This is a genomic window from Nitratireductor pacificus pht-3B, assembly GCF_000300335.1.
GTDB lineage: Bacteria > Pseudomonadota > Alphaproteobacteria > Rhizobiales > Rhizobiaceae > Nitratireductor > Nitratireductor pacificus.
Genome location: NZ_AMRM01000002.1, coordinates 145491 through 169292, shown reverse-complemented (window position 1 = coordinate 169292; position 23802 = coordinate 145491). Strand labels below are relative to the sequence as shown.

The window sequence follows — 23802 nt, the reverse complement described above, 5'->3', positions numbered from 1 at the left end:
AGGCGCCAGCCCAAGAATCGCGTCCATCAAACCCGTCAAACGGAAGGACGCGCCATGCCCTCTCCCACCACGATCTCCATCGACAAGCTCGCCCGGCTGGTCGGCACGCCGCATTGCCCCGCGCTGATCGACGTGCGCACCGACGAGGATTTTTCCGCCGATCCCCGGCTCGTGCCAGGCTCCGTGCGCCGGCCGCACCATGCCGTGCGCGAATGGGCCGCAAGCATCAAGGCGCCGTCGGCCATCGTCATCTGCCAGCAGGGCAGGAAGCTCAGCGAGGGAACCGCCGCATGGCTGCGCCATGACGGCCTCGCCGCCGAAACGCTGGAGGGCGGTTTCGAAGCCTGGATCGCCGCCGGCCTCCCCGCCGTGCCGGTCGAGCGGCTGCCCGACACCACGGCCTCCGGCGGGACGGTATGGGTCACAAGGGCGCGGCCGAAGATCGACCGCATCGCCTGCCCGTGGCTCATCCGCCGCTTCATCGACCCGGACGCCAGCTTCCTGTTCGTCGCGCCGCAGGAGGTGGCCATGGTCGGCGAGCGCTTCGACGCTACGCCGTTCGACATCGAGGGCGTGTTCTGGAGCCATCGCGGCACGGCCTGCACATTCGACGTGATGGTCGAGGAATTCGGCCTGGCGATCCCGCCGCTCCTGACGCTCGCCACCATCGTCCGCGGGGCGGACACGGCGCGGCTCGATCTCGCGCCGCAGGCGGCCGGCCTGCTCGCCGCCTCACTCGGCCTGTCGCGCATGTTCGCCGACGATCTGCAGCAGCTCGAGGCGGGCATCCTGCTTTACGACGCCTTCTACCGCTGGTGCCGGGACGCCACCGGCGAGACCCACAACTGGCCGGCGGCCAGGGGAGGAAGCGTCCGATGACCGACCGGTTCGCCTCCGAAACGCCCGTCCGCTCCGAGGGGCCGGCGGCCCATGGCATTCCCTTTTCCGAGGGCGTCAAGGTCTGGTTGCGGGTGGCCGCCCTCAGCTTCGGCGGGCCGGCGGGACAGATCGCCGTCATGCACCGCATCCTGGTCGAGGAGAAGCGCTGGATCGGCGAGAACCGGTTCCTGCACGCGCTCAACTACTGCATGCTCCTGCCGGGGCCGGAGGCGCAGCAACTCGCCGTCTATATCGGCTGGCTCCTGCACCGGACGGCCGGCGGGATCGTTGCCGGAACCCTGTTCGTGCTGCCGGGCTTCCTTTCCATCCTGGCCCTGAGCATCGTCTACGCGGCTTTCGGCAACGCGCCGCTGGTCGAGGGCCTGTTCTTCGGGCTGAAGGCGGCGGTGCTCGCCGTGGTGCTCCACGCCGTGGCGCGGATCGGCGGCCGGGCGATGAAGAACTGGGCGATGATCGCCATCGCCGTGGCCGCCTTCGTCGCCATCTTCGCCTTCGACATCGCCTTCCCGCTTATCATTCTCGTCGCGGCCCTGGTGGGCTTTGCCGGCGGGCGGGCCGGCTCGGCGCTGTTCCGGCTCGGCGGCGGCCATGGTCCCGCCTCCGGCCCGGTGCTGAGCGACGCGGATTCGCTGATCGGCGCGGAGACGCCGGCGCATGCCCGCCCCAATGTCGGCTGGTCGCTCCGGGTGGGCGCCGTCTGTCTCGTCCTTTGGCTCGCGCCGGTGGCCCTGATCATCGCCCTGCTCGGCCCGGACGACGTGTTCAGCCGGATCGCCGTGTTCTTCAGCAAGATGGCCGTGGTGACCTTCGGCGGCGCCTATGCGGTGCTCGCCTATGTGGCGCAGCAGGCCGTCGACCATTACGGCTGGCTGCAGCCCGGCGAGATGCTCGACGGCCTCGGCATGGCGGAGACGACACCCGGACCGCTGATCCAAGTGGTGCAGTTCGTCGGTTTCCTCGGCGCCTACCGGGACCCCGGCGCGCTGCCGCCCATGCTGGCGGCGACACTTGCCGCCATCCTCACCACATGGGTCACCTTCGTGCCCTGCTTCCTGTGGATCTTCCTCGGCGCGCCCTTCGTCGAGGCGCTGCGCGGCAACCGGTCGCTCACCGGCGCCATGTCGGCCGTCACCGCGGCGGTCGTCGGGGTCATCATGAACCTCGCCGTCTGGTTCGCCCTCCACACGCTGTTCTCCGAGACCCGCCCGTGGCGCGGTTCCGGCATGACGCTCGACCTGCCCGTCTGGCAGAGCCTCGATCCGGTGGCGCTGCTGTTGACGCTGGCCGCCGTTTTCGCCCTATTCTGGCTGAGGGCGGGACTGATCACGGTCCTGGTCCTGTCGATGCTCGCCGGACTGGCCTGGCGGCTCGCCGCCTGAGCCAGTTCCTGCGGCAAACGGCGGAACCAATACGGCGTCCGGTGGTTGATCCGGCGGATCGGAGGGGTTTGTGAACGGGCGGTGGTTTCTTTTCAGGCGGTTTTCGCGGGCGCTCTGGTTCCTGCCGGCGCTGTTCTGCGCGTCGGCCGTCATCGTCCTGCTGCTCGCCTTCTTCTCCGCCGGCCTGTTCCCCAAGGATTTCGACGAGGCGACGCTGCCGGTGACGGTCTCGGCGGAGGCGCTGCGCAACATCCTGAGCATCGTCGCCGCGAGCATGCTGACGGTCGCCGTCTTCGCCCTGTCGACGCTGGTCAACCTGCTGACCAGCGCCGCGCAGACGGGTTCGCCGCGGGCGGTGCCGCTGTTCTCGGGCAACCGGGCGGCGCGCACCACGATCTCGGTGTTCATCGGCGCCTTCCTGTTCTCCATCATCGGCATCATCGGCTTGTCGAGCGGCATCTACTCCATCGGCGGGCGGCTGATCCTGTTCCTCGCCACGCTCGTGGTGGTTCTGGCCGTCGTCTGGGCGCTGATCCGCTGGGTGCGCGAGATCTCCGTGGTCGGGCGCGTCGTTGAGATGACGAGCCGGCTGGAGGACGCGACACGTCAAGCCCTGCGCCGGCTCGGCGCGGACGGGCTGTACGGCTGCAGTGCGGCTGCGGGCGACACCGGCGACGGCCGAGCGGTGACGGCGGGCGCCGTCGGCTTCGTGCAGCATTTCGACCCGCAGGCGCTGCAGGAGCGCGCCGAGGAGCACGACCTCGTCCTGCGCGTTCTCGTGCGGCCCGGCGACTATGTGGATCATCGCACCGTGCTGGCGACGGCTTCCGGCGACGCCGGGCCGGACGATCTCGAGGCGATCCGCAGCGCCTTCATCGTCGGGGAGGAGCGGACCTTCGATTCCGATCCCGGCTTCGGCTTCCTGGTTCTCGCGGACGTGGCCCGGCGCGCCCTGTCGCCCGGCATCAACGACCCGAGCACCGCGATCCATGTGCTCACGGTGCAGACGCGCCTGTTGGGCGACTGGATGGTCGAGGCCGCCGACGGCGAGGACGCCGAGCCGCCCTATCCCCGCGTCGCGCTGGCGGCGGTGACGCCGGCGCGGCTGCTCGACGAGGCGTTCCGGCCGATCTCCTACGAGGCGGCGTCGGCCGCGCCCGACGTCGGCCGGGCGCTGCTGCGCGCCCTGTCATCGCTCGCCCGCGTCGCACCGGAAGCCTTTGGCGACGCCGCCGCCGGATTGGCCGAGGACTTCATCGCCCGAGCGGCATCGGAGGCAGGCCATGCGCCCGACATCGCGGCGCTGCGCGAGGCCGCCGCCGGCATCGGCGGCGCGGCGAAGCGCGAGGGGTAGCGCCAAGCGCCCTCGTGGTTCGACAAGCTCACCATGAGGGCTACTGAAATGATGCGGTGGCGTCCTGCTGGCGCGTTTGCAGCATGGATCGTCTCGGCGGCCAAGGTCATGCGGCAACGCTTGCCATGAGCTTCACGCCGAAGCCACAGTAGCCCTCATGGTGAGCTTGTCGAACCACGAGGGCGCCAGACGCAGCGTCTCAATAGGTCGTGCGCCGCTCGTCGGAGGGCGGGCGGTCGAATTGCTGGCGGTAGCTCTGGGCGAAATAGGAATGCGAGGTGAAGCCCGTCGCGATCGCCACGTCGAGGATCGGCATGTTGGTCTGGCGCAGAAGCTCGCGCGCCCGCTCCAACCGCAGCCGCATGTAGTAGCGGCCCGGCGTCACGCCGAGATGGCGCAGAAACAGCCGCTCCACCTGGCGCACCGAGAGCCCCGCCGCATTGGCGAGCTGGACGGCGGAATAGGGCTCGTCCAGATTGTCGGCCATCAGCTCGACGATCTTCTTCAATTTCTCCGACTTGCCTGTCAGGTCGCGCTCGGGACCCGTGCGCTGGCGGTCGCCGGCGGAGCGGATGCGCTCGTGCTGGAACTGGTTGGCCACCTCGTTGGCGAGTTCCGCGCCGAGGTCGCCGCGCACGATCTCCAGCATCAGGTCGATGGAGGTGGTGACGCCGGCGCAGGTGTAGCGCTTGCGGTCGATCTCGAAGACGTTGCCGGTGCATTCGATCTCCGGAAAGCGCTCCATGAAGGAAGCGCGGTTCTCCCAGTGAATCGTGCAGCGGTGCCCGTCGAGCTGCCCCGCCTCCGCGAGCAGATGGGAGCCGGCGGCGAGCGCGCCCAGCGCCGCCCCGCGGCGCCCCCAGGAGCGCAGCGCCGCCAGCACCGTGCTCTTGCCGGGGAACTCGAGGGAGATGCCGACGCAGACGAAGGTGATGTCGACCGCAGGCAGGTCGGCGACGGCATAGTCAATCTTGATCGGCAGGCCGTTGGACGCCATCACCGCCTCGCCATCGGCCGACACGGTGATCCAGCTGTAGACGTCGCGGCCGAGAAGCCGGTTCGCCGAGCGGAACGTGTCGATGGCCGCCGCCAGGGAGAACATCGAGAACTTGTCGACCAGCAGGAACGCGAACTGCCGTCTCACCTGTTTCGCCTCGCCCATGCGATGCAGGTCAGCGGAATGCGGCGGCTGCGAAACGGGCATGGCCGATGCCGGCTCAGAAGGCCGGCGGCTCGCGCCCGGCGGCGCGGAAGGCGGAGGTCAGCGTGTTGGCCATCAGCATGGCGATGGTCATCGGGCCGACGCCGCCCGGCACCGGCGTGATGGCGCCGGCGTTCGCGCTCGCCTCTGCATAGGCGACGTCGCCGACGAGCCGGGTCTTGCCCTCGCCCTTCTCGGGCGCGGCGACGCGGTTGATGCCGACATCGATCACCGTCGCGCCGGGCTTGACCCAGTCGCCGCGGATCATCTCCGGCCGGCCGACGGCGGCGACGAGGATGTCGGCGGTGCGGGCGAGCGCCGGCAGGTCCTTCGTGCGGCTGTGGGCGATGGTGACGGTGGCGTTGGCGGCGAGCAGAAGGTTGGCCATCGGCTTGCCGACGATGTTGGAGCGGCCGACGACGACGGCGTTCAGGCCGGACAGGTCCCTGCCGCGCACGCGCTCGAGCATCAGCATCGCGCCGGCCGGCGTGCAGGGCACGAAGGCGCTCGCCGTCTCGCCGGTGCCGAGCTTGCCGACATTGATGAAATGAAAGCCATCGACGTCCTTGCCCGGCGCGATGGTCTGGATGATGCGGCCCGCATCGATGTGGCCCGGCAGGGGAAGCTGGACCAGGATGCCATGGATCGCCGGGTCGGCGTTCAGTTCCCCGATCAGGGCGACCAGCGCGTCCTCCGGCGTGTCGGCCGGCAGGGAATGCTGCACGGAGTGGAAACCGCATTCCTTAGCGCGACGCGACTTCGAGGCGACATAGACCTGGCTCGCCGGGTCCTCGCCGACGATGACCACCGCCAGCCCGGGCTTCACGCCGGACCCCGCCAGCGTTGCCGCTTCTTGCTTGACGCGGGCGATCACGTCCTCGGCGATGGTCTTTCCGTCGATGATGTCGGCCATGTCTCTCCCTCGTGGCTTCACCAGAGCAGTGGACCGAAAAACGGAACCCCGGTTTTCCGCAGCTCCATCGATGGTCCGGATCGTCCTTTGTGCGTCCGAATGGATGCACCGGCGATCTAGCCGCATAATGGGGAAAACGGTCAACCGCAATCCCGTCAGAGCGCCATCGCCCGACGCTAACGGAAAACCGCGCGGATTTCTTCCTCAGCGGTATCGCGTCTGGTGGCGGCGCTCGGCGAGGCGATCGATCTCGCGACGGACCGCATGCAGCCGGCCCCGGATGGCGTCGAAAGGCACCACCTCGTCGTCATCCGCCGCTCCGGTGTGCGGAGGCTCCACGGGAGATGCCAGGTTGGGCTGCGGCGCGGCCGGCGCGGACATCGCAGGCTGATGCAGGACCTGCATCGCCGGCATGGCCACGACGGAGGGATAGGGCATGAACTGCTGCGGCATCATCGCCGGCATCGGCATCATGCCCGGATGCATGGCCATCGGGTGCATGGCCATGGGCGGCATCGGCCACCCCGCCTGCCATCCCATCGGCGCGATCGGCATTTGCGGATTCATGTAGACCGCCTGGGCCTGCGAGGGCAGCGGCGGCTGCGGGACCGGTTGCGCCACCGGCTGCGCGACCGGTTCCGGCTGCCGTGGAGGCTGGGGCGGTTCCGGCCGGACCGGGTGCCGGTCCACTTCGGCCGTGTCTTCGCGCACCGCATGATGCGCGGCAAGGACAGGCTCCGCTTCGTCCAGCGCGCGCGCGCCGGCGTCTCCCGCGAACCGTGTGCCCACCGGCGGCTCGGGATCGCGCTGAGCGGCGAAGGACCGCCGGTAGTCCGCGCCGCCGCCGGAAGGCCCCGGGCCGGGATCCGGCTCGTCGCGCCGCGCGGCCCGGCCACCATTGCCGCCGCCGTTCGGCGGCGACCGGCGCCTGCCATTCATATTCTCGCGCAGGCTCTGGATCGCGCCGATGGTTCCGCCGAGGCCCACCCCGGCGAGAAAGCCAAGGAGCGTGCCCGCGATGGCGATGGACGACCGCGACGGTCCGACCGGATCCAGAGGCGCGGAAGCCTGGGAAATGATGTTGACGTTCGCCGTGTTGAGGCCTTCCTGCTGACCCGTCTCGCGGGCACGCAGCAGCAGCGCCTCATAGACCGAACGCTTGGCGTTGGCCTCGCGCTCCAGCTCGCGCAGCGTGACGCGGTCGCCCTCGGTCTGACCCTTCTGCACCTTCAGGCGGGCCAACTGGCCGGCCAGATCCTGTTCGAGCTGAACCGCGCGCTGCAACTCGACCTGATTGGAAGCGACGATACGGCGCAGCTCGCGGGCGATCTCGTCGCGCGCGCCGGCCAGTTCCGCTTCCACCGACAGGCGGTCCGGATGCCTCGGGCCGAGGCGGACAGCCAGCCGGCCGGCCTGCTGCCGCACGCTCGCATACTGGGCGAGAAGCTCCGTCATGACCGACGAGGCGACCTGTTCGGGCAGCGCGCCCCCGAGCACGGTTTCCACATCGAGCGTGCGAGCGGCGGCGGCCCGCGCGTTCAGTTCCGAAACGCGGGCGCGGGCCGATGAGAGCTGCTCGTTGAGGCGGACGATCTCGTCGTCGGCGATCAGGCGGCCCTGGGCATCGACGAGATCGTTCTTCGCCTTGAAATCGGCGATCGCCCGCTCGGCCGCCTCAACCTCGCCGCGCAGGGAATCGACGCGTTCGTTGATCTCCCTGTTGGCGCGGCCGGCTGTCTCGGACTGGAGATCGCCATAGGTCTCGAGGAACACATCGGTGACCGTCGAGGCGATGAGCGCCGACTTGTCCGGATCGAGCGTCGTCGCGCCGACGATGATGATGAAGGTCTTCGAATTGCGGCTGACGTCGAGCGCCCTGGCAAGGTTCTCGATGGCGATGGAATGGCGTGCGCCGGAATCGGACTTGCCGCCACCACCGTTGATCAGCGCGGAAATGAGCGAGCGCGGGCTCATGAGCAGACCCAGCGTGCTGCCGCCGGAGCCGTTGAACTCGGGATCGCTGGCCAGGTCGAGCCGATCGACGACCTTGTTCAGCACCGTGCCGGAACGGATGATGCTCACCTGGTTCTCGATCAGCGCCAGCGTCGCGTCGGACGGCAGGCCGCCACGCGTAAGGTCGCGCTCGACGATCTGCAGATCGCGCGGGTCGAACAGGAGCTCCGTCGCGGCGTAGTACATTTTCGGCGTGGCGAGGGCGATCATCACGCCGAGGATCGCCCCGATGATCGTCGTCGCGACGATCAGCCATCGGGCGCGGACGATGCCCGAGATGACACGCATCGGGTCGATCAGCGGCTGCCAGTACCCGTCGCCCGAAGGCGCGGTTTCCTGGGGATGCGGAGCAGAGGCGGCCGCAGCGGCGGGACGCGGCTCGCGCGCCGGTTCCGGTTCTTCCACGGCCGGCCGAACTTCCGGTTCGGGCATGCGTTGCGCGGCCGGCCCGGCGGGCAGCGGGAACAGCCGGTTGAGGATGCGATCCTTGACGGACTGGCCTTCCTGCTCGGCGGTGCTTGACGGCGGCGCGCTCTCCTCCCGGCGCGCATATGCGTGCGACGGCGTGTGCTCCGCGGGCCGCCGGCCCGCCTCGGCACGGCGCAGATAGGCCTCGGCGACGGCGGCGGTCTGCCTGCGCGCGGTCTCGTCCTGCGGATCGTCGAGGGCGCGCGCCGGCTGCCTGTGCCCGGCGCCGGCCTGCGTCAGCAGGGACGAACCCGCAGATGACGGCCGGCGCGGGGCGGCCGGAGACCGTTCCGCCTCTTCCGGGCGCTGCGTGAGCAGCGACGCGTTGCGCAGGTCCTTGCGAGGCCCGTTCTTTCGAGGGTTATCGGCATCGAACATGGTGCGCGCGGCTTCCGCTCATAGAGGTGAAGCGGGCGGCATAAGCCCGCGATTATGTTAACCCAAGCTAAAGAGGCACGGGTAACAAATGGTTAACGGAGCCCGGACGGACGGCGTTGCCGACACGATTGTTCAAAGATCTTCCGGAACGGCACATTAAGCTTTGTCCGTTACTTGTTCGAGCGTCCGGGCGACGATGCCCGGACCATGCGACCCCGGGAGCCGGCTATCTCGATACGCGACCTCATGACCAGCCAGCGAAAGGTGCTGCAGGACTATCTGGCGGCGATCAGCGGCTCGGCCGGGCGCCTGGTGTTTTCGCTTGCCTATTTCGTGCTGCTCGCCAACACGCTTTCGATCGCGGAATTCGGCCTGTTCGCGACGGCATCCGCCGCCGGCGTCATGCTGTCACGCATCCTGGCGCTCGGCTTCACCGCCACGCTCTACCGCATCGCCACCGTGAAGCCGCGCCTGCTCGGCACCTATGCCGCCGGGTTTCTCCTCCTGGCGACGGCCTCTCTGCCGCTTCTGGGGCTGGCGAGCGCAATCATGTATCTGGTCTTCTTCGCCGGCGACATGGCCGCCCTGCCCTTCGCGCTGATCGTGGCGGCGGAAGCCCTGCTCTGGCGCCTGACGGAAACGGTGATCATCGTCAACAACGGGCTGAACCGCTTCGCGCGGGGCGCCTCGCTGGTCATCATCGGCGTCGCGCTCAGGGCGCTGGCGGCCGGCCTCTTCGTGCTCCAAGGCCTCAGCGACCTGATGAGCTGGTCCCTGTTCTATCTGGCCGCCAATGCGCTCGCGCTCGTGATCGCACTGGCCTTCTTCTGGCCGCGGCAGCGCCTGCGCCTGCGGCCGGCGCTCTACTGGCGGCGCCTGTCGGACTCGCTCTATGTCGCCGGCGGGGAGATCCTGTTCTACCTCCAGATGGAGCTGGACAAGCTTCTCGTCCTGGCACTCGGCGGCCCGCAGCTTGCGGGCATCTACGCCATGATCATGCGGCTGGTCGATCTGACCGCCATCCCGATCCGCTCCTTCTCCATGCTGCTGGTGCAGCGCATGATGCGCGCGCCGGAACTGCTCAGCCGGCTGAAGCTCAGGATCGGCATCGAATGGGCGATCTTCGCCGTATCGACGCTTGCCCTCCTTGCGCTGGCAGTCCTGCTCCTGCTCTACCCGACGCTGCTCGGCAGGAACGTCGCAGAGGCGGCCCCGCTGGTGATTCTGGCGCTTGCCGTGCCCGGCCTGCGCAATCTCACGGAATATCAGGCCGAACTGCTCTTCGCGCGCGGACAAACCCTGCTGCGCGCGATCAACCTGGCGCTTCTGGCCTGCGTCAAGGCCGCGTTCCTGTCGCTGGTGCTGATGCGCTTCGATGCGGCCGAGCCGCTGGTGCTGTCGCTGAACGGGGTGTTCGCCGCGATCTACCTCGTCTCGGCGATGCTCACCTACAGCGCCCTGCGCCGTCCCGCAAAGCGCGTCTGAGCCACAGAGGGTTCACCCGAGAAGCGCGCGCAGCGGGTCGAGATTGCTGCCGGTGAAGGACTGGATGCCGACCGCCACCTGATAGGGCTTCATACCGTCGATGAACGCCCGCATGCCGGCCTCGTCGAGGCCGGGGCCGGACCAGTAGACGCGGCACAGGTCCCGGTCATCGTGAAAATGACCGGCGCCGTCCAGCACCTCGTCGACATAGCGGCCATACAGGATGCATTCGGAGAACTGCCGATTGATGGCGATCGCCTCCACCCAGTGGCGTCGATGCTTTTCCTCGATGCGGGCGAGCATGCCGAGCACGGCATCGCGCCGCCACGCGATCAGCGTGGTGATGTAGTCGTGGTCGGACGCCTGCCCCGCCGGCAGGCCCAGCGCAAAGCCCGCATTGATCGACCAGTTCATATGGTCGGTGCCATGCATCGCCGACAGGGCGCCATCGCGACGGTAGAGGCGCACGGCGTCTCCCCGCGCCAGCGTGCAGCAGTCGAACGGCTTCAGGAACACCACGTCGGAATCGCAGTAGACGAGGATCTCCTCCTCCAGCTTCTCGGCGATCGCGACGCGGCGCAGCTGCTGCACGTGCCAGCCGCGCAGCGGCGCAAGGCGCGTGCTCAGCCAGACGTGGCGCCGGAACAGGCTGACCGGATCGCGGACCGCATGCAGCCAGGACGGCAGGAGGTCGCGCTCGTCGATGACGATGCGACGCTCCGATTCCAGGGCGCGGAAGCGGGCCACGTCATGCCCCGCGACCAGCAGGACATGCCGGGTGTGGCCGGTGACGAAGCGATCGACGGATTCGCACAGCAGGCGGCAGCGCTCGAAATCGCCGCTGTAGCTCGGGGTGACGATGACGGCAGACATGGTCGTCGCGTCCGCCAGCGCGTTCGCCGGGCTTGTGGCCGGACCGCTCACGCGCGTCTCCCGGCCAGCTTCTGGCCGAGTACGCGCAGGAGAAACACGGGATTGCCGACGACGTAGCGCCGCCACAGCCGGCGCGGCTCGAGGCAGAGCCGGAACAGCCATTCGAGACGCAGGCGGCGCATCCACAGCGGCGCGCGCGGCACGGAGCCGCTCAGGAAGTCGAGCAGCGCGCCGACGGCCATCGGCACGGTGCAGTGCCGCGCCGTGATGTTGCGCGCGATCCAGAGTTCCTGGCGCGGAACGCCCATCGCGACGAGCAGGACATCGAGACGCGCATCGGCGATTGCCGCCAGCACCGCGGGCTCCTCCTCGCCGGTGAAGAAGCCGTCATGAAGGAAGACGAATTCGTGCTGCGGCGCGAGCGCCACGAGCTTGGCCTGCGCGGCCTCGGCGTTCGACCGGCGCGCACCGAGGAGGCCGACCCGCAGCGAGGCCTTCTCGCGGCGCAGGAACTCAGGCACGAAATCGGTTCCGTTCAGATTGTCCGGGAACGGCGCTCCATAAAGAAGCTTCGCCGCGATATCGACGCCGATCCCGTCCGCCAGGATCAGGAAATCCTGCAGTGCGGCCCGATACTCCGGGTCGCCGGTCGCTACATTCGCATTATGCGCGTTGAGAAAGCCGACCTTGGTGAAGCGCCGCTCTGCGACATGGCGGCTGATCAGGGCCATGGCGTCATCGCGCCCGATGACGGTGACGCTTGTCCCGAGAATGTCGCGCCGTTCATAGGATGCCGGCGCGGCGTGCAGGGGTTCCACGTTCATGCCGCCTCCCTGCGCGGTGCGAAGCCGGCCTGGCGAAGGCCCTGGAGAATGGCCTTGTCGAGCGCACCAAGCTGGGCGCGATGGAAGGCCCGCCCGTCGATATCCTGCGGCGCAGCGGCCGCCCTGACCAGCGCTTCGGCGAAAGCGCGCGGATCATCGACGACGGTGCAGTTCTCGGGCGTCTCGGCGATGCCGCGCACGGCGCTGCTCGTCGCCACGCTGGGAAGGCCGAGTTCGAAGGTTTCGATGGTCTTGAGCTGAACCCCGGTGCCGGCGCGGCTGATCAGGGGCACCACCTTGCCGCTGCGCACGAAGCCCACGGCGTCGGCGACCCGGCCGGAGAAGACGACATTCGGATGAGCTTCGGCCAGACCGGCCGGCGCGTCGCCGGCGACGGCCACGCGGAAGCCCACCGGCAGGCAGGGGACGACCTGTTCGAGGAACCAGTCGAGGCCGATGCGGTTCGGCGCCCAGCTCCATGTGCCGATGAGAGCCGCGTCATACACGGTCTCGCGGGCGCCCCGCGTCGTGACGGCACCGCGTGCCACCAGCGGCAGCACGGCCGAGCGCTGCTCGCAGGTCACGCCGAGGCCCTGCCTGTCCTCGTCGGACAGGGTGTAGACGAAGCGCGCCTCGTCGCAGAGCGCGCGCTCGAGCCTCTTCAGAAGACGTGCCTCCCGCCGGAACAGCAGCCGCGCCACCAGCCCCTTGGCCGCTCCCGCGCTCTGCGCCGCGGAGACATGCTCGACATTGTGCGCCACATAGAGGTTCGGCTTGCCGGCGAAGACATGCCGGAACGCGCCGGCGAACTGCGCGGAATTGAAGATGACGCCATCGACCGGCTCCAGCGCCCGCAGCGCGGCAGCCACCTGCCGCGGCGAGGCCTGCCGCATCTTGGCCGACGAGAAGGTAAGTCCGTGCAGGAAAGCGGTTGCGAGCCAGCCGAGCCGGCTCCGGAGTCCCGCCGTCTCGGTGCGCGGGTCGAGCGCGCCGAGCACGACCGAACCCGCAGGCACGGCATCCTCCCGCCCCTGCCAGGCGAATCCCATGACGGTCAGCCTGCAACCGGCCCGCGCGAACGCGTCGAGAATGGCGGCGTTGGCGATTTCATAGCCGCTCGCTGGCGCTCCATCGGGAACAATGGATGTGGCAAAGACCAGATGCATAATACTTTCCTGTTCGCAACGTTTTCTCAAACAGCCATGAACGCTTGATTAAGCTGTGGTCGAAGAAAACCTTGCCGCGGCCAATAGCAGCAAATCCAGCCCGTTCAAGCCGAAGGTATTTAACGCGACCTTAATCGGCCCGGGGCCTTATGGTGTCGTTTCAATCTCTATGGGCGCACCTTGTCAGACCAAGTCCCGCATCAAACCGTCTCGATTGTTGCGCGCACGCCGGCGCTGGACATGCGCGCCGTCGAATGTGTCGTGACGGTGCCGACATTCAGGCGGCCGCAGCAGCTTCTGGAGACGCTCCACTCGATCGCCGCCCAGAGGACGGCGCGGCGGTTCGCGGTGATCGTGATGGAGAACGAGGCCGAGAAACGCGAGGGCGCCGCGGCGGCGGCACCGCGTTTCGAGGACGGGACGTTTTCGGGGCTGGTCATCATCGCGCACCAGCGCGGCAACTGCCACGCCTACAATGCGGGCTGGGAGACGGCGCTCGCGGAGTTTCCCGGCTTCCGCTACCTGGCGGTCATCGACGACGACGAAATCGCATCGCCCGACTGGCTGGAGAATCTGTGCCGCACCGCCGAGGCGCTGGACGCCGACATTGTCGGCGGGCCGCAGGCGCCTGTCTTCGCCGCGCCCGAACACGCGCATCTGGCACGGCACCCGGTTTTCGCCCCCCACTATGACACGACGGGGCCGGTGGCGGCGCTCTACTCCTCGGGAAACCTGATGGTTTCACGCGACGTCCTGGAAGCGATGCCGCGCCCGTTTCTCGATCTGAAGTTCAACTTCATGGGCGGCGGCGATTCCGATTTCCTGAGCCGCGCCGCGCAGAAGGGCTATCGCCTCGCCTGGTGTGCCGAGGCGGTCACCAACGAGATCGTGCCGGCACGGCGCGTCAAGGCGGACTGGATCCGCGCAAGGGCGCTGCGCAACGGCGTCATCTCGACGCTCGTCGAGAAGAAGAAGCGCGCCGGGCAGCGTTTCGGCACGCTGCGCGTCTTCGCAAAGAGCCTTGCCCTGCTCGGCCTGTCGCCGCTGCGCGGCCTGCGCCGCCTTGCCGCAACGGGGTCGCTCTCGACGGCCATGTACCCGGTCTATGTCGGGCTCGGTCGGGTTCTCGCCGAGTTCGGCTATGCCAACGAGCAGTATCGCGAGCCCGAGAAAAACTGACCGCCGTGCGCTCCTGATCCAGCTTCCCCGTGGCCGCCTGTTGCAATGGCCGCCCGTACGCGGCATTTCTGTCGCAGCGAACAAGGGAGAGGAATATCCATGGGCAAGTCGGTCGTTCTCGTCGGTTGCGGCAATATGGGCTACGCCATGCTGAAGGGCTGGATGGCCGCCGGGAAACTGGCCGCCGGCGACGCGACCGTCGTCGAACCCAATGACGAATTGCGTGGGCGGGCCGCAAAGCTCGGCGTCACCGTCGCCGAAAGCGGCGAGGCACTTGCCGGCGACGCCGACCTGGTGATCTTCGCCGTCAAGCCGCAGGTGATCCGCGACGTGGCGCCGGCCTATGCGCGCTTCGCCTCCGGGGCCACATTCGTCAGCGTTCTGGCCGGCACCGGCACCGCGACCTTCGAGGAAATCCTCGGCCGCCATGCCGCCGTCATGCGCTGCATGCCCAACACGCCGGCCGCCATCGGCAAGGGCATGATGGTGCTGTTCTCCAACCGCAACGTGACCAAGGACGCGAAGGCTTTCGCCACGGCGCTGCTCGCCACCAGCGGCGCAGTGACGAGCATCGACAACGAGGAACTGATGGACGCGGTGACCGCCGTCTCCGGCTCGGGACCCGCCTATGTGTTCCATTTCATCGAGTGCCTGACCGCCGCCGGCGAGAATGCCGGCCTGCCGAAGGAGACGGCGAAGCTTCTGGCGATGCAGACGGTCTATGGCGCTGCCAATCTCGCCAGCGAGAGCGACGAAGAACCCGGCCGGCTGCGCGAGCAGGTGACCAGTCCGAATGGCACCACCGCCGCCGCGCTGTCGGTCCTGATGGGTGGCAACCGCCTGCTCGACCTCGTCAGCGAAGCGGTCGACGCGGCGAAGAAGCGTTCGATCGAACTGGGGAAGTAAGGACGGCGCCCGCCCCTCATCTGCCTGCGTGCTTCGCACCCTTCTCCCCGCTCGCGGGGGCAACTGCCTATGGTTTTTCTTGCAGGCTCTGCCTGCGACCCCCACCCTCGATCCCTCCCCTCAAGGGGGAGGGAAGGAAGACGCCGCGCTTGATGATCCCCCTCCCCCTTGAGGGGAGGGATCGAGGGTGGGGGTACCGCGCCACGTCCTGCTGTTGCTCTGCTCTTGAGGCTGAGAGGAGGAAGGGCCAGCGCCGGCGCGCGAAACCTATCCCGCGCCGAACACCATCGCATCCTGCTTCGCCCTCAGCGCCACGAGCTGCGACGCCGGGTCGGGCGCGGCGTTGGCATGGGTCAGCAATTCGCCCTTCTTCACCGGCGCGGTGACCGTCCCGCCCTCGAGCAGACCGCAGGGCACGGCCTTGGCCGCGCGCGCCTCGTCCGCCGTCATGATCCACGAGCGGTAGGAATATTCGCCGATGGCGTCGAGCCGGTCGCCCGGCTGCAGGTCCTTCTTGGCGACCGCGCAGACCTCGGCCACCGGCCGGTCGAGCGGCACCATGTCCGGCTTGCCGTAGAGCACGGCGCGGGCGCAGGTCAGCGGCACCTCGAGCGAGGTCAGGTGATAGGGCCGGAAGAAGGTATAGTACGGCCCCGCGCCGAGCTTCAGATCGTTCATGCGCTCGCGCAGGCGCGGGTGATCCATCTCCGCCACCACGAAGACGCTGGGGGCGACGCCCTTGCCGACGGTGAAGTCGACGCAGCCCTTCCTCGACAGGACGCCGCCGTCGGCGACCGGGCAGAGCACGCTCGACAGTTCCTCGCGGCTCGCTGCCGGGCCGTGCATGCCCGGCTTGTCGGGCACCAGGCCCGTGGCGTTGGCGATGGCCGCCATCTCGACCATGGTCTTGGAGCCGTCGACGAACTCGACCAGCATACGCACGTTCATGTTGCGGCGCGCCGCCTCCTCGGCATAGTCGTCCGGCACCGCGTCGATGTTGAGCGGGTTGTTCTTGCCCTTTCCGGCGGCGACGATGTCGTGGCCCATGGCCGAGACGAACTCGATCAGCTCCATGCAGGAGGACGGCTCGTCGCCGGCGCCCAGCGAGTAGGTGACGCCGAGCCGCGCGGCCTCGCGCTTCAGATAGGCGCCGATGGTCACGTCCGCCTCGACATTCATCATCACGAGATGCTTGCCGGCCTGCATGGCGTTGAGGCCGATCTCGGCGCCCACCGCCGGCTTGCCGGTCGCGTCGATCACCACGTCGACCAGATCGTTCTCCGCCACCAGAAGGGAATCGGCGACCAGCGCAGTCCTGCCGGTGCGGATCGTGTCGGCGATGGCGCCCGCCGTCGCCGCTTCCGCGGCGCTGTCGGGCGCGCGGCCGGCAATCGCGATGGCCTTTCCGGCGCGCTCGGGCCGCGTGTCGGCGATGGCCGCCACCTCGATGCCCTTCATCCGCGCCACCTGCGTGACGATGTCGGTGCCCATCTCGCCGCAGCCGATCAGGCCGATGCGCACCGGCCGTCCCTCCTCCGCTCGCTGCGCCAGATCGCGCGCCAAACCTGTCAGGGCCACATTGCTCATCGTCTCGTCCTCGCATCACGGTTGCCGCGAGATAGACGGGCGGCGGCCGGACTTGTCAACCGGGGGCCGTCAACCGTGCCCGGTCAACCCTGTCCCGCCTGAACGGGAACGGCGCTGTGCTGCTTGATGTCCTTCAACACCAGATTGGTGCGCACATTGGCGATGCCCGGCAGGCGGAACAGGAAATCCTCCAGGAAACGGTTGTAGGCGGCGAGATCCCGGCAGACGACGCGCAGATGGTAATCCGCCTCGCCCGTCGTCGAATAGCAGTCGAGCACTTCCGAGCGGCGGCGGATCTCGGCGATGAACGTGTCGACATGCCGGTGGTCGTGCCGCGTCAGCATGACATGGACGATGGCCTGGAAGCCGAGGCCCGATTTCTCGACATCGAGCAGCGCCGCGTAGCGGCGGATCAGCCCGGCCTCCTCCAGCGCACGCACGCGCCGCCAGCAGGCGGATGTGGACATGCCGACGCGTTCGGCAAGGTCCTGGTTGGACAGGCGGCAATTGTCCTGCAGGGCGTCGAGCAGCCGGCGATCCTGCTCCGTGATTTTTTCCGGCATCGGCTGAAAACCTTCCATTCATTTCTGTTAATGCACAATATCCGGTCAATCCTACCATTATCCAGCCTGAAATCGCCATATCTGGCAGGAAATTCCAGCGCACGCGGTTTAGAATTGTTCCAAGCAAGGCAGGAGGAGCCGCAGGAGGAGCCCATGACCGTTCATCAGAAGACCGGCTTGTTGTCGCGCTATCGGCTCGAGGACCGCTACGAGCAGCAGAAGGGCCGCGTCTTCATGACGGGCACGCAGGCGCTGGTGCGCGCCGCGCTCGACCAGGCGCGTCGCGACCGCGCCGCCGGCCTCAACACCGCAGGCTTCATCTCCGGCTATCGCGGCTCGCCGCTCGGCGCGCTGGACCTGGAGCTATGGCGCGCCAAGAAGCGGGTCGCGGAAGCCCGCATCGAATTCCTCCCCGCCGTCAACGAGGACCTCGCCGCCACCGCCGTGCTCGGCAGCCAGCAGGTGGAGACCAATCCGAAGCGCGAGGTCGATGGCGTCTTCGGCCTCTGGTACGGCAAGGGGCCGGGCGTCGACCGCTCCGGCGACGCGCTGAAGCACGGCAACGCCTATGGTTCCTCGCCGCATGGCGGCGTTCTGGTGGTCGCCGGCGACGACCATGGCTGCGTCTCCTCCTCCATGCCACACCAGTCCGACGTCGCCTTCATGGCCTGGTTCATGCCGACGCTCAGCCCGGCCGGCATCGACGAGTATCTGCAATTCGCCGAATATGGCTACGCGCTGTCGCGCTTCTCCGGCATGTGGGTCGGCTTCAAGGCCATCTCCGAGACCGTTGAATCCGCCTCGTCCTTCGACCTGCCGGAAGACCGCGTCTTCGAGGCGCCCGATTTCACGCCCCCGCCCGGCGGGCTGCACTATCGCTGGCCGGACCTGCCCGGACCGCAGATCGAGGAGCGCATGGAGGCGAAGAAGCACGCCGTGCTCGCCTTCGCCGAGGCCAACCCGATCGACCGCCACATCTACGATGTCAGGGACGCCCGTTTCGGCATCGTCACCACCGGCAAGGCGCATCTCGACCTGATGGAGGCGCTGCGCCTGCTCGGCATCGGCGAGGCGGAGTGCCGCAAGCTCGGCATCGACATCTACAAGATCGGCATGGTCTGGCCGCTCGCCCGGCGTTCGGCGCTCGACTTCGTCAAGGACAAGCAGGAAGTCCTCGTCATCGAGGAGAAGCGCGGCATCGTCGAAAGCCAGTTCAAGGAGTATTTCTACGACTGGCCGGGCCACAAGCCGCACGCCATAGTGGGCAAGCGCGACGAGAATGGCGAGCGGCTGGTGCCGTGGACCGGCGAATTGTCGCCGCGCCTCCTCCTGCCCATCGTCGCCCGCCGCCTCGACGGCATCTTCCCGGGCAGCGGCTTTGCCGCCCGCGCCGAAAAGATCCTCGCCACCCCGTCCGTCGCATTGCAGGTGGAGGGCGCCACCCGCACCCCCTATTTCTGCTCCGGCTGCCCGCACAACACCTCGACCAAGGTGCCCGAGGGCTCGCAGGCCCTGGCCGGCATCGGCTGCCATTTCATGGCGAGCTGGATGGACCGCGAGACCTCGTCGCTGATCCAGATGGGCGGCGAGGGCGTCAACTGGGCGGCCTCCTCGCTGTTCACCGGCAGGAACCACGTGTTCCAGAATCTCGGCGAGGGCACCTGGTATCACTCCGGCTCGATGGCCGTCCGCCAGGCGATCGCCGCGAAGGCCAACATGACCTTCAAGATCCTCTACAACGACGCCGTCGCCATGACCGGCGGGCAGCCGGTCGACGGCCCCGTCAGCGTGCAGGGCATCGCCAACGCCTCGCGCGCCGAGGGCGTCGAGCGCATCGCGCTCGTCTCCGACCACCCGGAGAAATTCCAGCCCGGCGACCTGCCCGCCGGCACCACCATCCACCACCGGCGCGAGATGGACGCGGTCCAGCGCGCGCTGCGCGAGGTCGAGGGCGTCTCCGTCCTGATCTACGAGCAGACCTGCGCGACCGAGAAGCGCCGCCGCCGCAAGCGCGGCCAGATGGAGGATCCGAAGACCTTCGTCGTCATCAACGACCTGGTCTGCGAGGGCTGCGGCGACTGTTCGGTGGAGTCCAACTGCCTGTCCGTCGAGCCGAAGGAAACGGAGTTCGGCACCAAGCGGCAGATCAACCAGTCGTCCTGCAACAAGGATTTCTCCTGCCTTAACGGCTTCTGCCCGAGCTTCGTCACCGTCGAGGGCGCCGAGCGGAAGAAGCGCACGGGCATGGAGGTCGATCTGACGGCGCTCGCCGCCGATCTCGCCGAACCGGAGCTGCCGTCTCTCGACAGGCCTTTCGACCTCCTGATCACCGGCGTCGGCGGCACCGGCGTGGTCACGGTCGGGGCGCTCGTCACGATGGCCGCGCATCTGGAGGGCAAGGGATCGAGCGTGCTCGACTTCACCGGCTTCGCGCAGAAATTCGGCCCGGTGCTCTCCTATGTGCGGCTGGCCGAAAGCCCGGCGGCAATCCATCAGGTGCGCATCGACCGCGGCGCGGCGGATGCTCTGATCGGCTGCGACATCGTCGTTGCCTCCTCGCCCAAGGCGTCGGCCAGCTACCGGCCGGGCATGCGCGCCGCCGTCAACCTGGCCGAGATGCCGACCGGCGACATCGTGCGCAAGCGCGACGCGAGCCTGCGCATCGATGCCCGGCTGGCGGCCATCGAGGGCGTGACCGGCAAAGACGGGCTGACCGCCATGGACGCCAACCGCCTTTCGGAAAAGCTGATGGGCGACACGGTGTTCGCCAATGTCATGATGCTCGGCTTCGCCTGGCAGCTCGGCCTAGTGCCGGTCTCGCTCAACGCGCTGGCGCAGGCCATCGTGCTCAATGGCGTCGCCGTCGAGAAGAACCACCGCGCCTTCCTGGTCGGCCGCCTCGCCGCCGCCAGGCCCGATGCGCTGAAGGCGCTGCTTTCGCCCCCGCCGGAACCCGACCGGACGCTCGACCAGATCGTCAGCCGGCGCGAGGCCTTCCTGACCGATTATCAGGACGCCGCCTATGCCGCCCGCTACCGCCGGCTGGTCGACAAGGTGCGCGCCGCCGAGGCGCCGCTCGGTGGCGAGGCCGTCAGCAGCGCCGTCGCCCGCTCGCTGTTCAAGCTGATGGCCTACAAGGACGAATACGAGGTCGCCCGCCTGCACATGGAAACGGGCTTCACCGAGCGGCTGGCGCAGGAGTTCGAGGGCGACTACCGCATCGTCCACCACCTGGCCCCGCCCTTCCTGGCATCCGGCGAGGATGCGCGCGGCCGTCCGCTCAAGCGCGCCTTCGGCCCTTGGGTGCGCCTGCCCTTCCGCGTGCTCGCCCGCATGAAGCGCCTGCGCGGCACCGCCTTCGACCCGTTCGGCGGCACCGCCGAGCGGCGCATGGAGCGCGGGCTGATCGACTGGTACGGCGCACAGGTTGAAACCGCCCTGAGCAAGCTCGACGCGGAGAACGCGGCGGCTCTCGCCGAGACACTGGCCCTGCCGATGCAGATCCGCGGCTATGGACCGGTGAAGGAGGAAGCGGCGGCGCGCGTCAAGGCGGAGATGGAAGCGCGGCTTCACTGAAGGAGGGCGGCGGCCGGACCCATGCTCATGCCTCGGCGGTGAAGCCCGCGCGGGGATGGAGGTGTTTGTCTTGAGATGTCTGCGCCTCACCCCCCCTCTGCCCTGCCGGGCATCTCCCCCTCAAGGGGGGAGATTGGCTGGCGGCAATGAACCGCTTCTCCCTCGACGTGGATGATTGGCGAAACGATGCCACCGCCAAATCTCCCCCCTTGAGGGGGAGATGCCCGGCAGGGCAGAGGGGGTGGCCGCGCGCTCCACGATGGTCGGATCGCGCCAGCCCGCCCCGATCGGCCGGTTTCACTTGCCCCCCATGCCGGCTCTGTGCCATGAGCCTTGCAGGGTAGGAGAATTCAGGAGTTTCAGATGTATCGATTTTCACGCAGGACCTTCGGCGCGCTGGTTCTGGCCGGCGCGGTCGCGGCAGGCACCGGCGCGCAGGCGGCCGACAAGATCAATGTCGGCATCCTCTCGCTGGCCTCCCATTCGCCGAGCATCATCGCCGAGGCGAAGGGCTATTTCGCCGAGCAGGACCTGGAGGTCGCCTTCGTATCCTTCCAGGCGGCGCAGCCGATGGCGGTGGCCATCGCTTCCGGCGACGTGGATTTCGGCATGACGGCCATTTCCGGCGGCCTGATCAGCCTCGCCGACAAGGGCGTCATCAAGGTGATCGGCGGCGCACTGCAGGAGACGCCGGAGATCGAGGGCCAGAAGATCCTCGTCTCGAAGGCGGCGCACGACGCGGGCGTCACCACGCCGGCGGCCCTGAAGGGCCGCAGCTTCGGCATCACCACAACCGGCTCGTCCTTCCACTACATGGCGCACAAGATCGCCGACAAGGAGGGGTTCGCCCGCTCCGAGATCCAGGTGAAGCCGCTGCAGAAGGTGCCGGCCGTCATCGCCGCGCTGAAGAGCGGGCAGATCGACGCCTGGTCGATCGTGCCGAACATCGCCAGCGGGCTCACCAAGGGGCCGGAAGTGGTCGAGATCGGCAAGGTCTCCGACTATATCGACAATTACCAGGTCACCACGGTGTTCACCTCGACCGCCAATGTGGCGGACAAGCCCGACCTCGTTAAGCGCTTCCTGGCCGGCCTGTCCAAGGGCATCGCCGACTACAATGCGGCGCTGGTCGACAAGTCGATGAGCGAAGAGGACACGGCGGCCATCGTCGCCATGATCCACAAATACATCTATGCCGACCAGCCGCTCGACAAGGCCGATCCGCGCATCCGCGCCGGCGCCATGCGCATCAACGAGAGCGCGGCGCTCAGCCTCGCCAGCGTCGAGGACCAGCTCGAATGGTTCAAGTCGGAAGGCCTGGTGCCCGAGGGTGTCACCATGGAGAAGCTGGTCGATACCAGCTTCGTGGAAACCCGCTAAAGCGCTCGCCGCCCCGTCCGTCGGGGCGGCGCACCTCAGCCGATGCAGCTCGCCCTCCAGAACATCAGCCACCGCTACGGCGGGACCACCGTGCTCGACGACATCTCGTTCACCGTGGACGACGGCGAGATCGTCTGCATCGTCGGCCCTTCCGGCTGCGGGAAGTCCACGCTGCTGCGCATCGCCGGCGGGCTGGAGCGGCCGGCCGGCGGACAGGCGCTGGTTTCCGGCGCACCGCCGGAGGGTTCGCTCAATCCGCTGACCTACATCTTCCAGGATTTCGCCCTGCTGCCCTGGCGCACCGTGGAAGGCAATGTCAGCCTCGTGCTCGAGGACCACGGGATCAACGGCCGGGAGCGGCGCGCCGTCATCGCCGATGTGCTGGCGCGCACCAATCTCACCGATTTCGCAAGGGCGCTGCCGCGCCAGCTTTCCGGCGGCATGAAGCAGCGCGTGGCGATCGCCCGGGCGCTCGCCGTCAAGCCGGCGATCATGCTGATGGACGAGCCGCTCTCCGCGCTCGACAGCCAGACGCGCGAACTGCTGATGGACGACCTGATCGCCCTGTGGAGCCGGGAGCGTTTCTCCGCCTGCTACGTGACGCACAATCTCAATGAAGCCGTGCGCCTCGGCCGCCGCATCGTCGTCTTGTCACGCCGCCCGGGCCGCATCCGCGAGGTGGTCGAGATCGAGATGCCGCTCGCCGAGCGCGCCGAAAGGCTGGCCGAACTGGAGAAGCTCCAGCGCCGCGTCTGGGAGATCATGCGCGAGGAGGCGCGCGAGGCCGACCGGGAGATTACCGATGTCGCATGAGACCGCCGCATCCGAGGCGTCCGCTGCCCCGGCCAGCGCCGACCCGGCGGTGCAGCGCCCGGTGCCGTTCCGCGGCGGCGGGTTCGTCCACCGGCCGCTCGGCTCGGTCGCGCCGGTCGTCTTCCTCGCCATCCTCGCGCTCTGGGAGATCGGCGCGCGGAGCGGCTTCATCAGCCCGATCGCCCTGCCCGCCCCCTCCGAGGCCTTCGGCGCGCTGGTCGACCTCGCGACGACCGGCATGCTGTGGAAGCATCTGGGCGCCAGCCTCTACCGGCTGGTGGTGGGCTGGACGCTTGGGAGCCTGCTGGGCATCGCCTTCGGCCTCGCCATCGGCCTGTTCTCGCTGGCGCGCTCCGGCCTGCTGCCGCTCGTCTCCGCCCTCTTCCCGGTGCCGAAGATCGCGCTCCTTCCGCTGTTCATCATCTGGTTCGGCATCGGCGAGGGTTCGAAGGTGGCGACGATCCTGTTCGGCACTTTCTTCCCGACCGTGATCGCCACCTATGCCGGCGTCGACAATGTCGATCGCAACCTGATCCGCATGGGGCAGTCCTTCGGGCTGTCCTGGCTGTCGATCGTGCGCAAGATCATCGTCCCGGGCGCGATGCCGGCGATCCTGTCGGGCTTCCGCATCTCTGCCTCGATCGCCATCGTGCTTCTCGTGGCGGCGGAGATGATCGGCGCGGAGTTCGGCATCGGCGCCTATATCCTGATGGCGGGCGCGCTGTTCGCCCTCGACCAGCTGATCGCCGGCGTCGCTCTCCTGTCGGTGCTGGGGCTCTGCATTTCCTGGCTGATCGGCAGGGCCGAGAAGCGTTTGCTCTCCTGGCGCAGCTGACGCAGCGGG

The 23802-nt window shown here is 68.3% G+C and carries 18 protein-coding genes and 1 pseudogene; 10 read left to right on the top strand and 9 right to left on the bottom strand.

From position 1 onward, the window contains the following. Positions 1–54 precede the first annotated feature (54 nt). The 3 genes from NA2_RS02270 to NA2_RS02260 all read left to right on the top strand — a co-directional run bounded on the left by NA2_RS02270 (position 55) and on the right by NA2_RS02260 (position 3633). Positions 55–879 carry a chromate resistance protein ChrB domain-containing protein gene (locus NA2_RS02270; RefSeq protein ID WP_008593700.1) on the top strand — a complete coding sequence of 275 codons (825 nt, stop codon included), beginning with the start codon at positions 55–57 and terminating at the stop codon, positions 877–879. Next, the gene (gene chrA / locus NA2_RS02265; RefSeq protein ID WP_008593699.1) at positions 876–2279 is read left to right on the top strand and encodes a chromate efflux transporter; all 1404 of its coding nucleotides are present in this window, start codon (positions 876–878) and stop codon (positions 2277–2279) included. Before NA2_RS02270 ends, chrA begins: the two co-directional genes overlap by 4 nt. Before the next feature lie 70 nt (positions 2280–2349). Continuing rightward, positions 2350–3633 (top strand): DUF2254 domain-containing protein, encoded by a 1284-nt coding sequence (locus NA2_RS02260; RefSeq protein WP_008593698.1) that lies wholly within the window; start codon positions 2350–2352, stop codon positions 3631–3633. 199 nt (positions 3634–3832) lie between these two features. Here the strand turns inward: NA2_RS02260 and NA2_RS02255 are convergent, their stop codons facing one another. From NA2_RS02255 to NA2_RS02245, 3 genes are all read right to left on the bottom strand, one after another. After that, positions 3833–4795: a GlxA family transcriptional regulator gene (locus tag NA2_RS02255; protein WP_051011519.1), complete on the bottom strand. Its 963-nt coding sequence runs from the start codon at positions 4793–4795 to the stop codon at positions 3833–3835. A gap of 55 nt (positions 4796–4850) precedes the next feature. After that, positions 4851–5747, bottom strand: a complete 897-nt coding sequence (gene folD, locus NA2_RS02250; RefSeq protein ID WP_008593696.1) for a bifunctional methylenetetrahydrofolate dehydrogenase/methenyltetrahydrofolate cyclohydrolase FolD — start codon at positions 5745–5747, stop codon at positions 4851–4853. A 204-nt stretch (positions 5748–5951) separates the two neighbouring features. Beyond that, positions 5952–8606: a GumC family protein gene (locus tag NA2_RS02245; protein WP_008593694.1), complete on the bottom strand. Its 2655-nt coding sequence runs from the start codon at positions 8604–8606 to the stop codon at positions 5952–5954. 246 nt (positions 8607–8852) lie between these two features. Between NA2_RS02245 and NA2_RS02240 the strand changes: the two genes are divergently transcribed. Further along, entirely contained in the window at positions 8853–10091 is a 1239-nt protein-coding gene (locus tag NA2_RS02240) for a lipopolysaccharide biosynthesis protein (RefSeq protein ID WP_008593693.1), read from the top strand. A 12-nt stretch (positions 10092–10103) separates the two neighbouring features. Here the strand turns inward: NA2_RS02240 and NA2_RS02235 are convergent, their stop codons facing one another. From NA2_RS02235 to NA2_RS02225, 3 genes are read right to left on the bottom strand one after another with little or no spacing between them, the layout of a single operon-like run. Then, on the bottom strand, positions 10104–11015 hold the full coding sequence (locus NA2_RS02235) for a DUF6492 family protein (RefSeq protein WP_008593692.1): 912 nt from the start codon (positions 11013–11015) through the stop codon (positions 10104–10106). After that, entirely contained in the window at positions 11012–11788 is a 777-nt protein-coding gene (locus NA2_RS02230) for a WecB/TagA/CpsF family glycosyltransferase (protein WP_008593691.1), read from the bottom strand. The genes NA2_RS02235 and NA2_RS02230 overlap by 4 nt, the downstream gene beginning before the upstream one ends. After that, the gene (locus NA2_RS02225; protein WP_008593690.1) at positions 11785–12954 is read right to left on the bottom strand and encodes a glycosyltransferase family 4 protein; all 1170 of its coding nucleotides are present in this window, start codon (positions 12952–12954) and stop codon (positions 11785–11787) included. Before NA2_RS02225 ends, NA2_RS02230 begins: the two co-directional genes overlap by 4 nt. A gap of 240 nt (positions 12955–13194) precedes the next feature. On the opposite strand from NA2_RS02225, the gene NA2_RS02220 reads away from it, so the two are divergent. Both NA2_RS02220 and proC read left to right on the top strand, forming a co-directional pair. Then, the gene (locus NA2_RS02220; protein ID WP_008593689.1) at positions 13195–14133 is read left to right on the top strand and encodes a glycosyltransferase family 2 protein; all 939 of its coding nucleotides are present in this window, start codon (positions 13195–13197) and stop codon (positions 14131–14133) included. A 99-nt stretch (positions 14134–14232) separates the two neighbouring features. Then, a complete protein-coding gene (proC, locus tag NA2_RS02215; protein ID WP_008593688.1) occupies positions 14233–15039 on the top strand; it encodes a pyrroline-5-carboxylate reductase in 807 nt (268 codons plus the stop codon). A gap of 267 nt (positions 15040–15306) precedes the next feature. On the opposite strand, the gene NA2_RS02210 is transcribed toward proC, so the two are convergent. The 3 genes and pseudogenes from NA2_RS02210 to NA2_RS02205 all read right to left on the bottom strand — a co-directional run bounded on the left by NA2_RS02210 (position 15307) and on the right by NA2_RS02205 (position 17189). Further along, entirely contained in the window at positions 15307–16497 is a 1191-nt protein-coding gene (locus NA2_RS02210; RefSeq protein WP_420798688.1) for an NAD(P)H-dependent oxidoreductase, read from the bottom strand. Then, positions 16473–16626: pseudogene (locus NA2_RS22450) on the bottom strand (homoserine dehydrogenase); the annotation flags it as partial. The gene NA2_RS02210 and the pseudogene NA2_RS22450, both read right to left, overlap by 25 nt. A gap of 83 nt (positions 16627–16709) precedes the next feature. After that, on the bottom strand, positions 16710–17189 hold the full coding sequence (locus NA2_RS02205) for an Lrp/AsnC family transcriptional regulator (protein ID WP_040676544.1): 480 nt from the start codon (positions 17187–17189) through the stop codon (positions 16710–16712). Between the two features lie 153 nt (positions 17190–17342). Here NA2_RS02205 and NA2_RS02200 point away from each other — a divergent pair, with 153 nt between their 5' ends. The 4 genes from NA2_RS02200 to NA2_RS02185 all read left to right on the top strand — a co-directional run bounded on the left by NA2_RS02200 (position 17343) and on the right by NA2_RS02185 (position 23793). Next, entirely contained in the window at positions 17343–20765 is a 3423-nt protein-coding gene (locus NA2_RS02200; protein ID WP_008593677.1) for an indolepyruvate ferredoxin oxidoreductase family protein, read from the top strand. Between the two features lie 363 nt (positions 20766–21128). Further along, positions 21129–22145: an ABC transporter substrate-binding protein gene (locus NA2_RS02195; protein ID WP_008593674.1), complete on the top strand. Its 1017-nt coding sequence runs from the start codon at positions 21129–21131 to the stop codon at positions 22143–22145. Positions 22146–22187: 42 nt separating this feature from the next. After that, on the top strand, positions 22188–22958 hold the full coding sequence (locus NA2_RS02190) for an ABC transporter ATP-binding protein (RefSeq protein ID WP_008593672.1): 771 nt from the start codon (positions 22188–22190) through the stop codon (positions 22956–22958). After that, positions 22948–23793 (top strand): ABC transporter permease, encoded by an 846-nt coding sequence (locus NA2_RS02185; protein WP_008593669.1) that lies wholly within the window; start codon positions 22948–22950, stop codon positions 23791–23793. Before NA2_RS02190 ends, NA2_RS02185 begins: the two co-directional genes overlap by 11 nt. The last annotated feature ends 9 nt before the right edge of the window (positions 23794–23802 follow it).

Bases quoted from the DNA above. Each gene is read 5' to 3' on its own strand.
- NA2_RS02270 (WP_008593700.1), top strand. From the start codon at position 55: ATGCCCTCTCCCACCACGATCTCCATCGACAAGCTCGCCCGGCTGGTC.
- chrA (WP_008593699.1), top strand. From the start codon at position 876: ATGACCGACCGGTTCGCCTCCGAAACGCCCGTCCGCTCCGAGGGGCCG.
- NA2_RS02255 (WP_051011519.1), bottom strand. From the start codon at position 4,795: ATGGGCGAGGCGAAACAGGTGAGACGGCAGTTCGCGTTCCTGCTGGTC.
- folD (WP_008593696.1), bottom strand. From the start codon at position 5,747: ATGGCCGACATCATCGACGGAAAGACCATCGCCGAGGACGTGATCGCC.
- NA2_RS02245 (WP_008593694.1), bottom strand. From the start codon at position 8,606: ATGTTCGATGCCGATAACCCTCGAAAGAACGGGCCTCGCAAGGACCTG.
- NA2_RS02240 (WP_008593693.1), top strand. From the start codon at position 8,853: ATGACCAGCCAGCGAAAGGTGCTGCAGGACTATCTGGCGGCGATCAGC.
- NA2_RS02230 (WP_008593691.1), bottom strand. From the start codon at position 11,788: ATGAACGTGGAACCCCTGCACGCCGCGCCGGCATCCTATGAACGGCGC.
- NA2_RS02225 (WP_008593690.1), bottom strand. From the start codon at position 12,954: ATGCATCTGGTCTTTGCCACATCCATTGTTCCCGATGGAGCGCCAGCG.
- NA2_RS02220 (WP_008593689.1), top strand. From the start codon at position 13,195: ATGCGCGCCGTCGAATGTGTCGTGACGGTGCCGACATTCAGGCGGCCG.
- proC (WP_008593688.1), top strand. From the start codon at position 14,233: ATGGGCAAGTCGGTCGTTCTCGTCGGTTGCGGCAATATGGGCTACGCC.
- NA2_RS02210 (WP_420798688.1), bottom strand. From the start codon at position 16,497: ATGAAGGGCATCGAGGTGGCGGCCATCGCCGACACGCGGCCCGAGCGC.
- NA2_RS02205 (WP_040676544.1), bottom strand. From the start codon at position 17,189: ATGCCGGAAAAAATCACGGAGCAGGATCGCCGGCTGCTCGACGCCCTG.
- NA2_RS02200 (WP_008593677.1), top strand. From the start codon at position 17,343: ATGACCGTTCATCAGAAGACCGGCTTGTTGTCGCGCTATCGGCTCGAG.
- NA2_RS02195 (WP_008593674.1), top strand. From the start codon at position 21,129: ATGTATCGATTTTCACGCAGGACCTTCGGCGCGCTGGTTCTGGCCGGC.
- NA2_RS02190 (WP_008593672.1), top strand. From the start codon at position 22,188: ATGCAGCTCGCCCTCCAGAACATCAGCCACCGCTACGGCGGGACCACC.
- NA2_RS02185 (WP_008593669.1), top strand. From the start codon at position 22,948: ATGTCGCATGAGACCGCCGCATCCGAGGCGTCCGCTGCCCCGGCCAGC.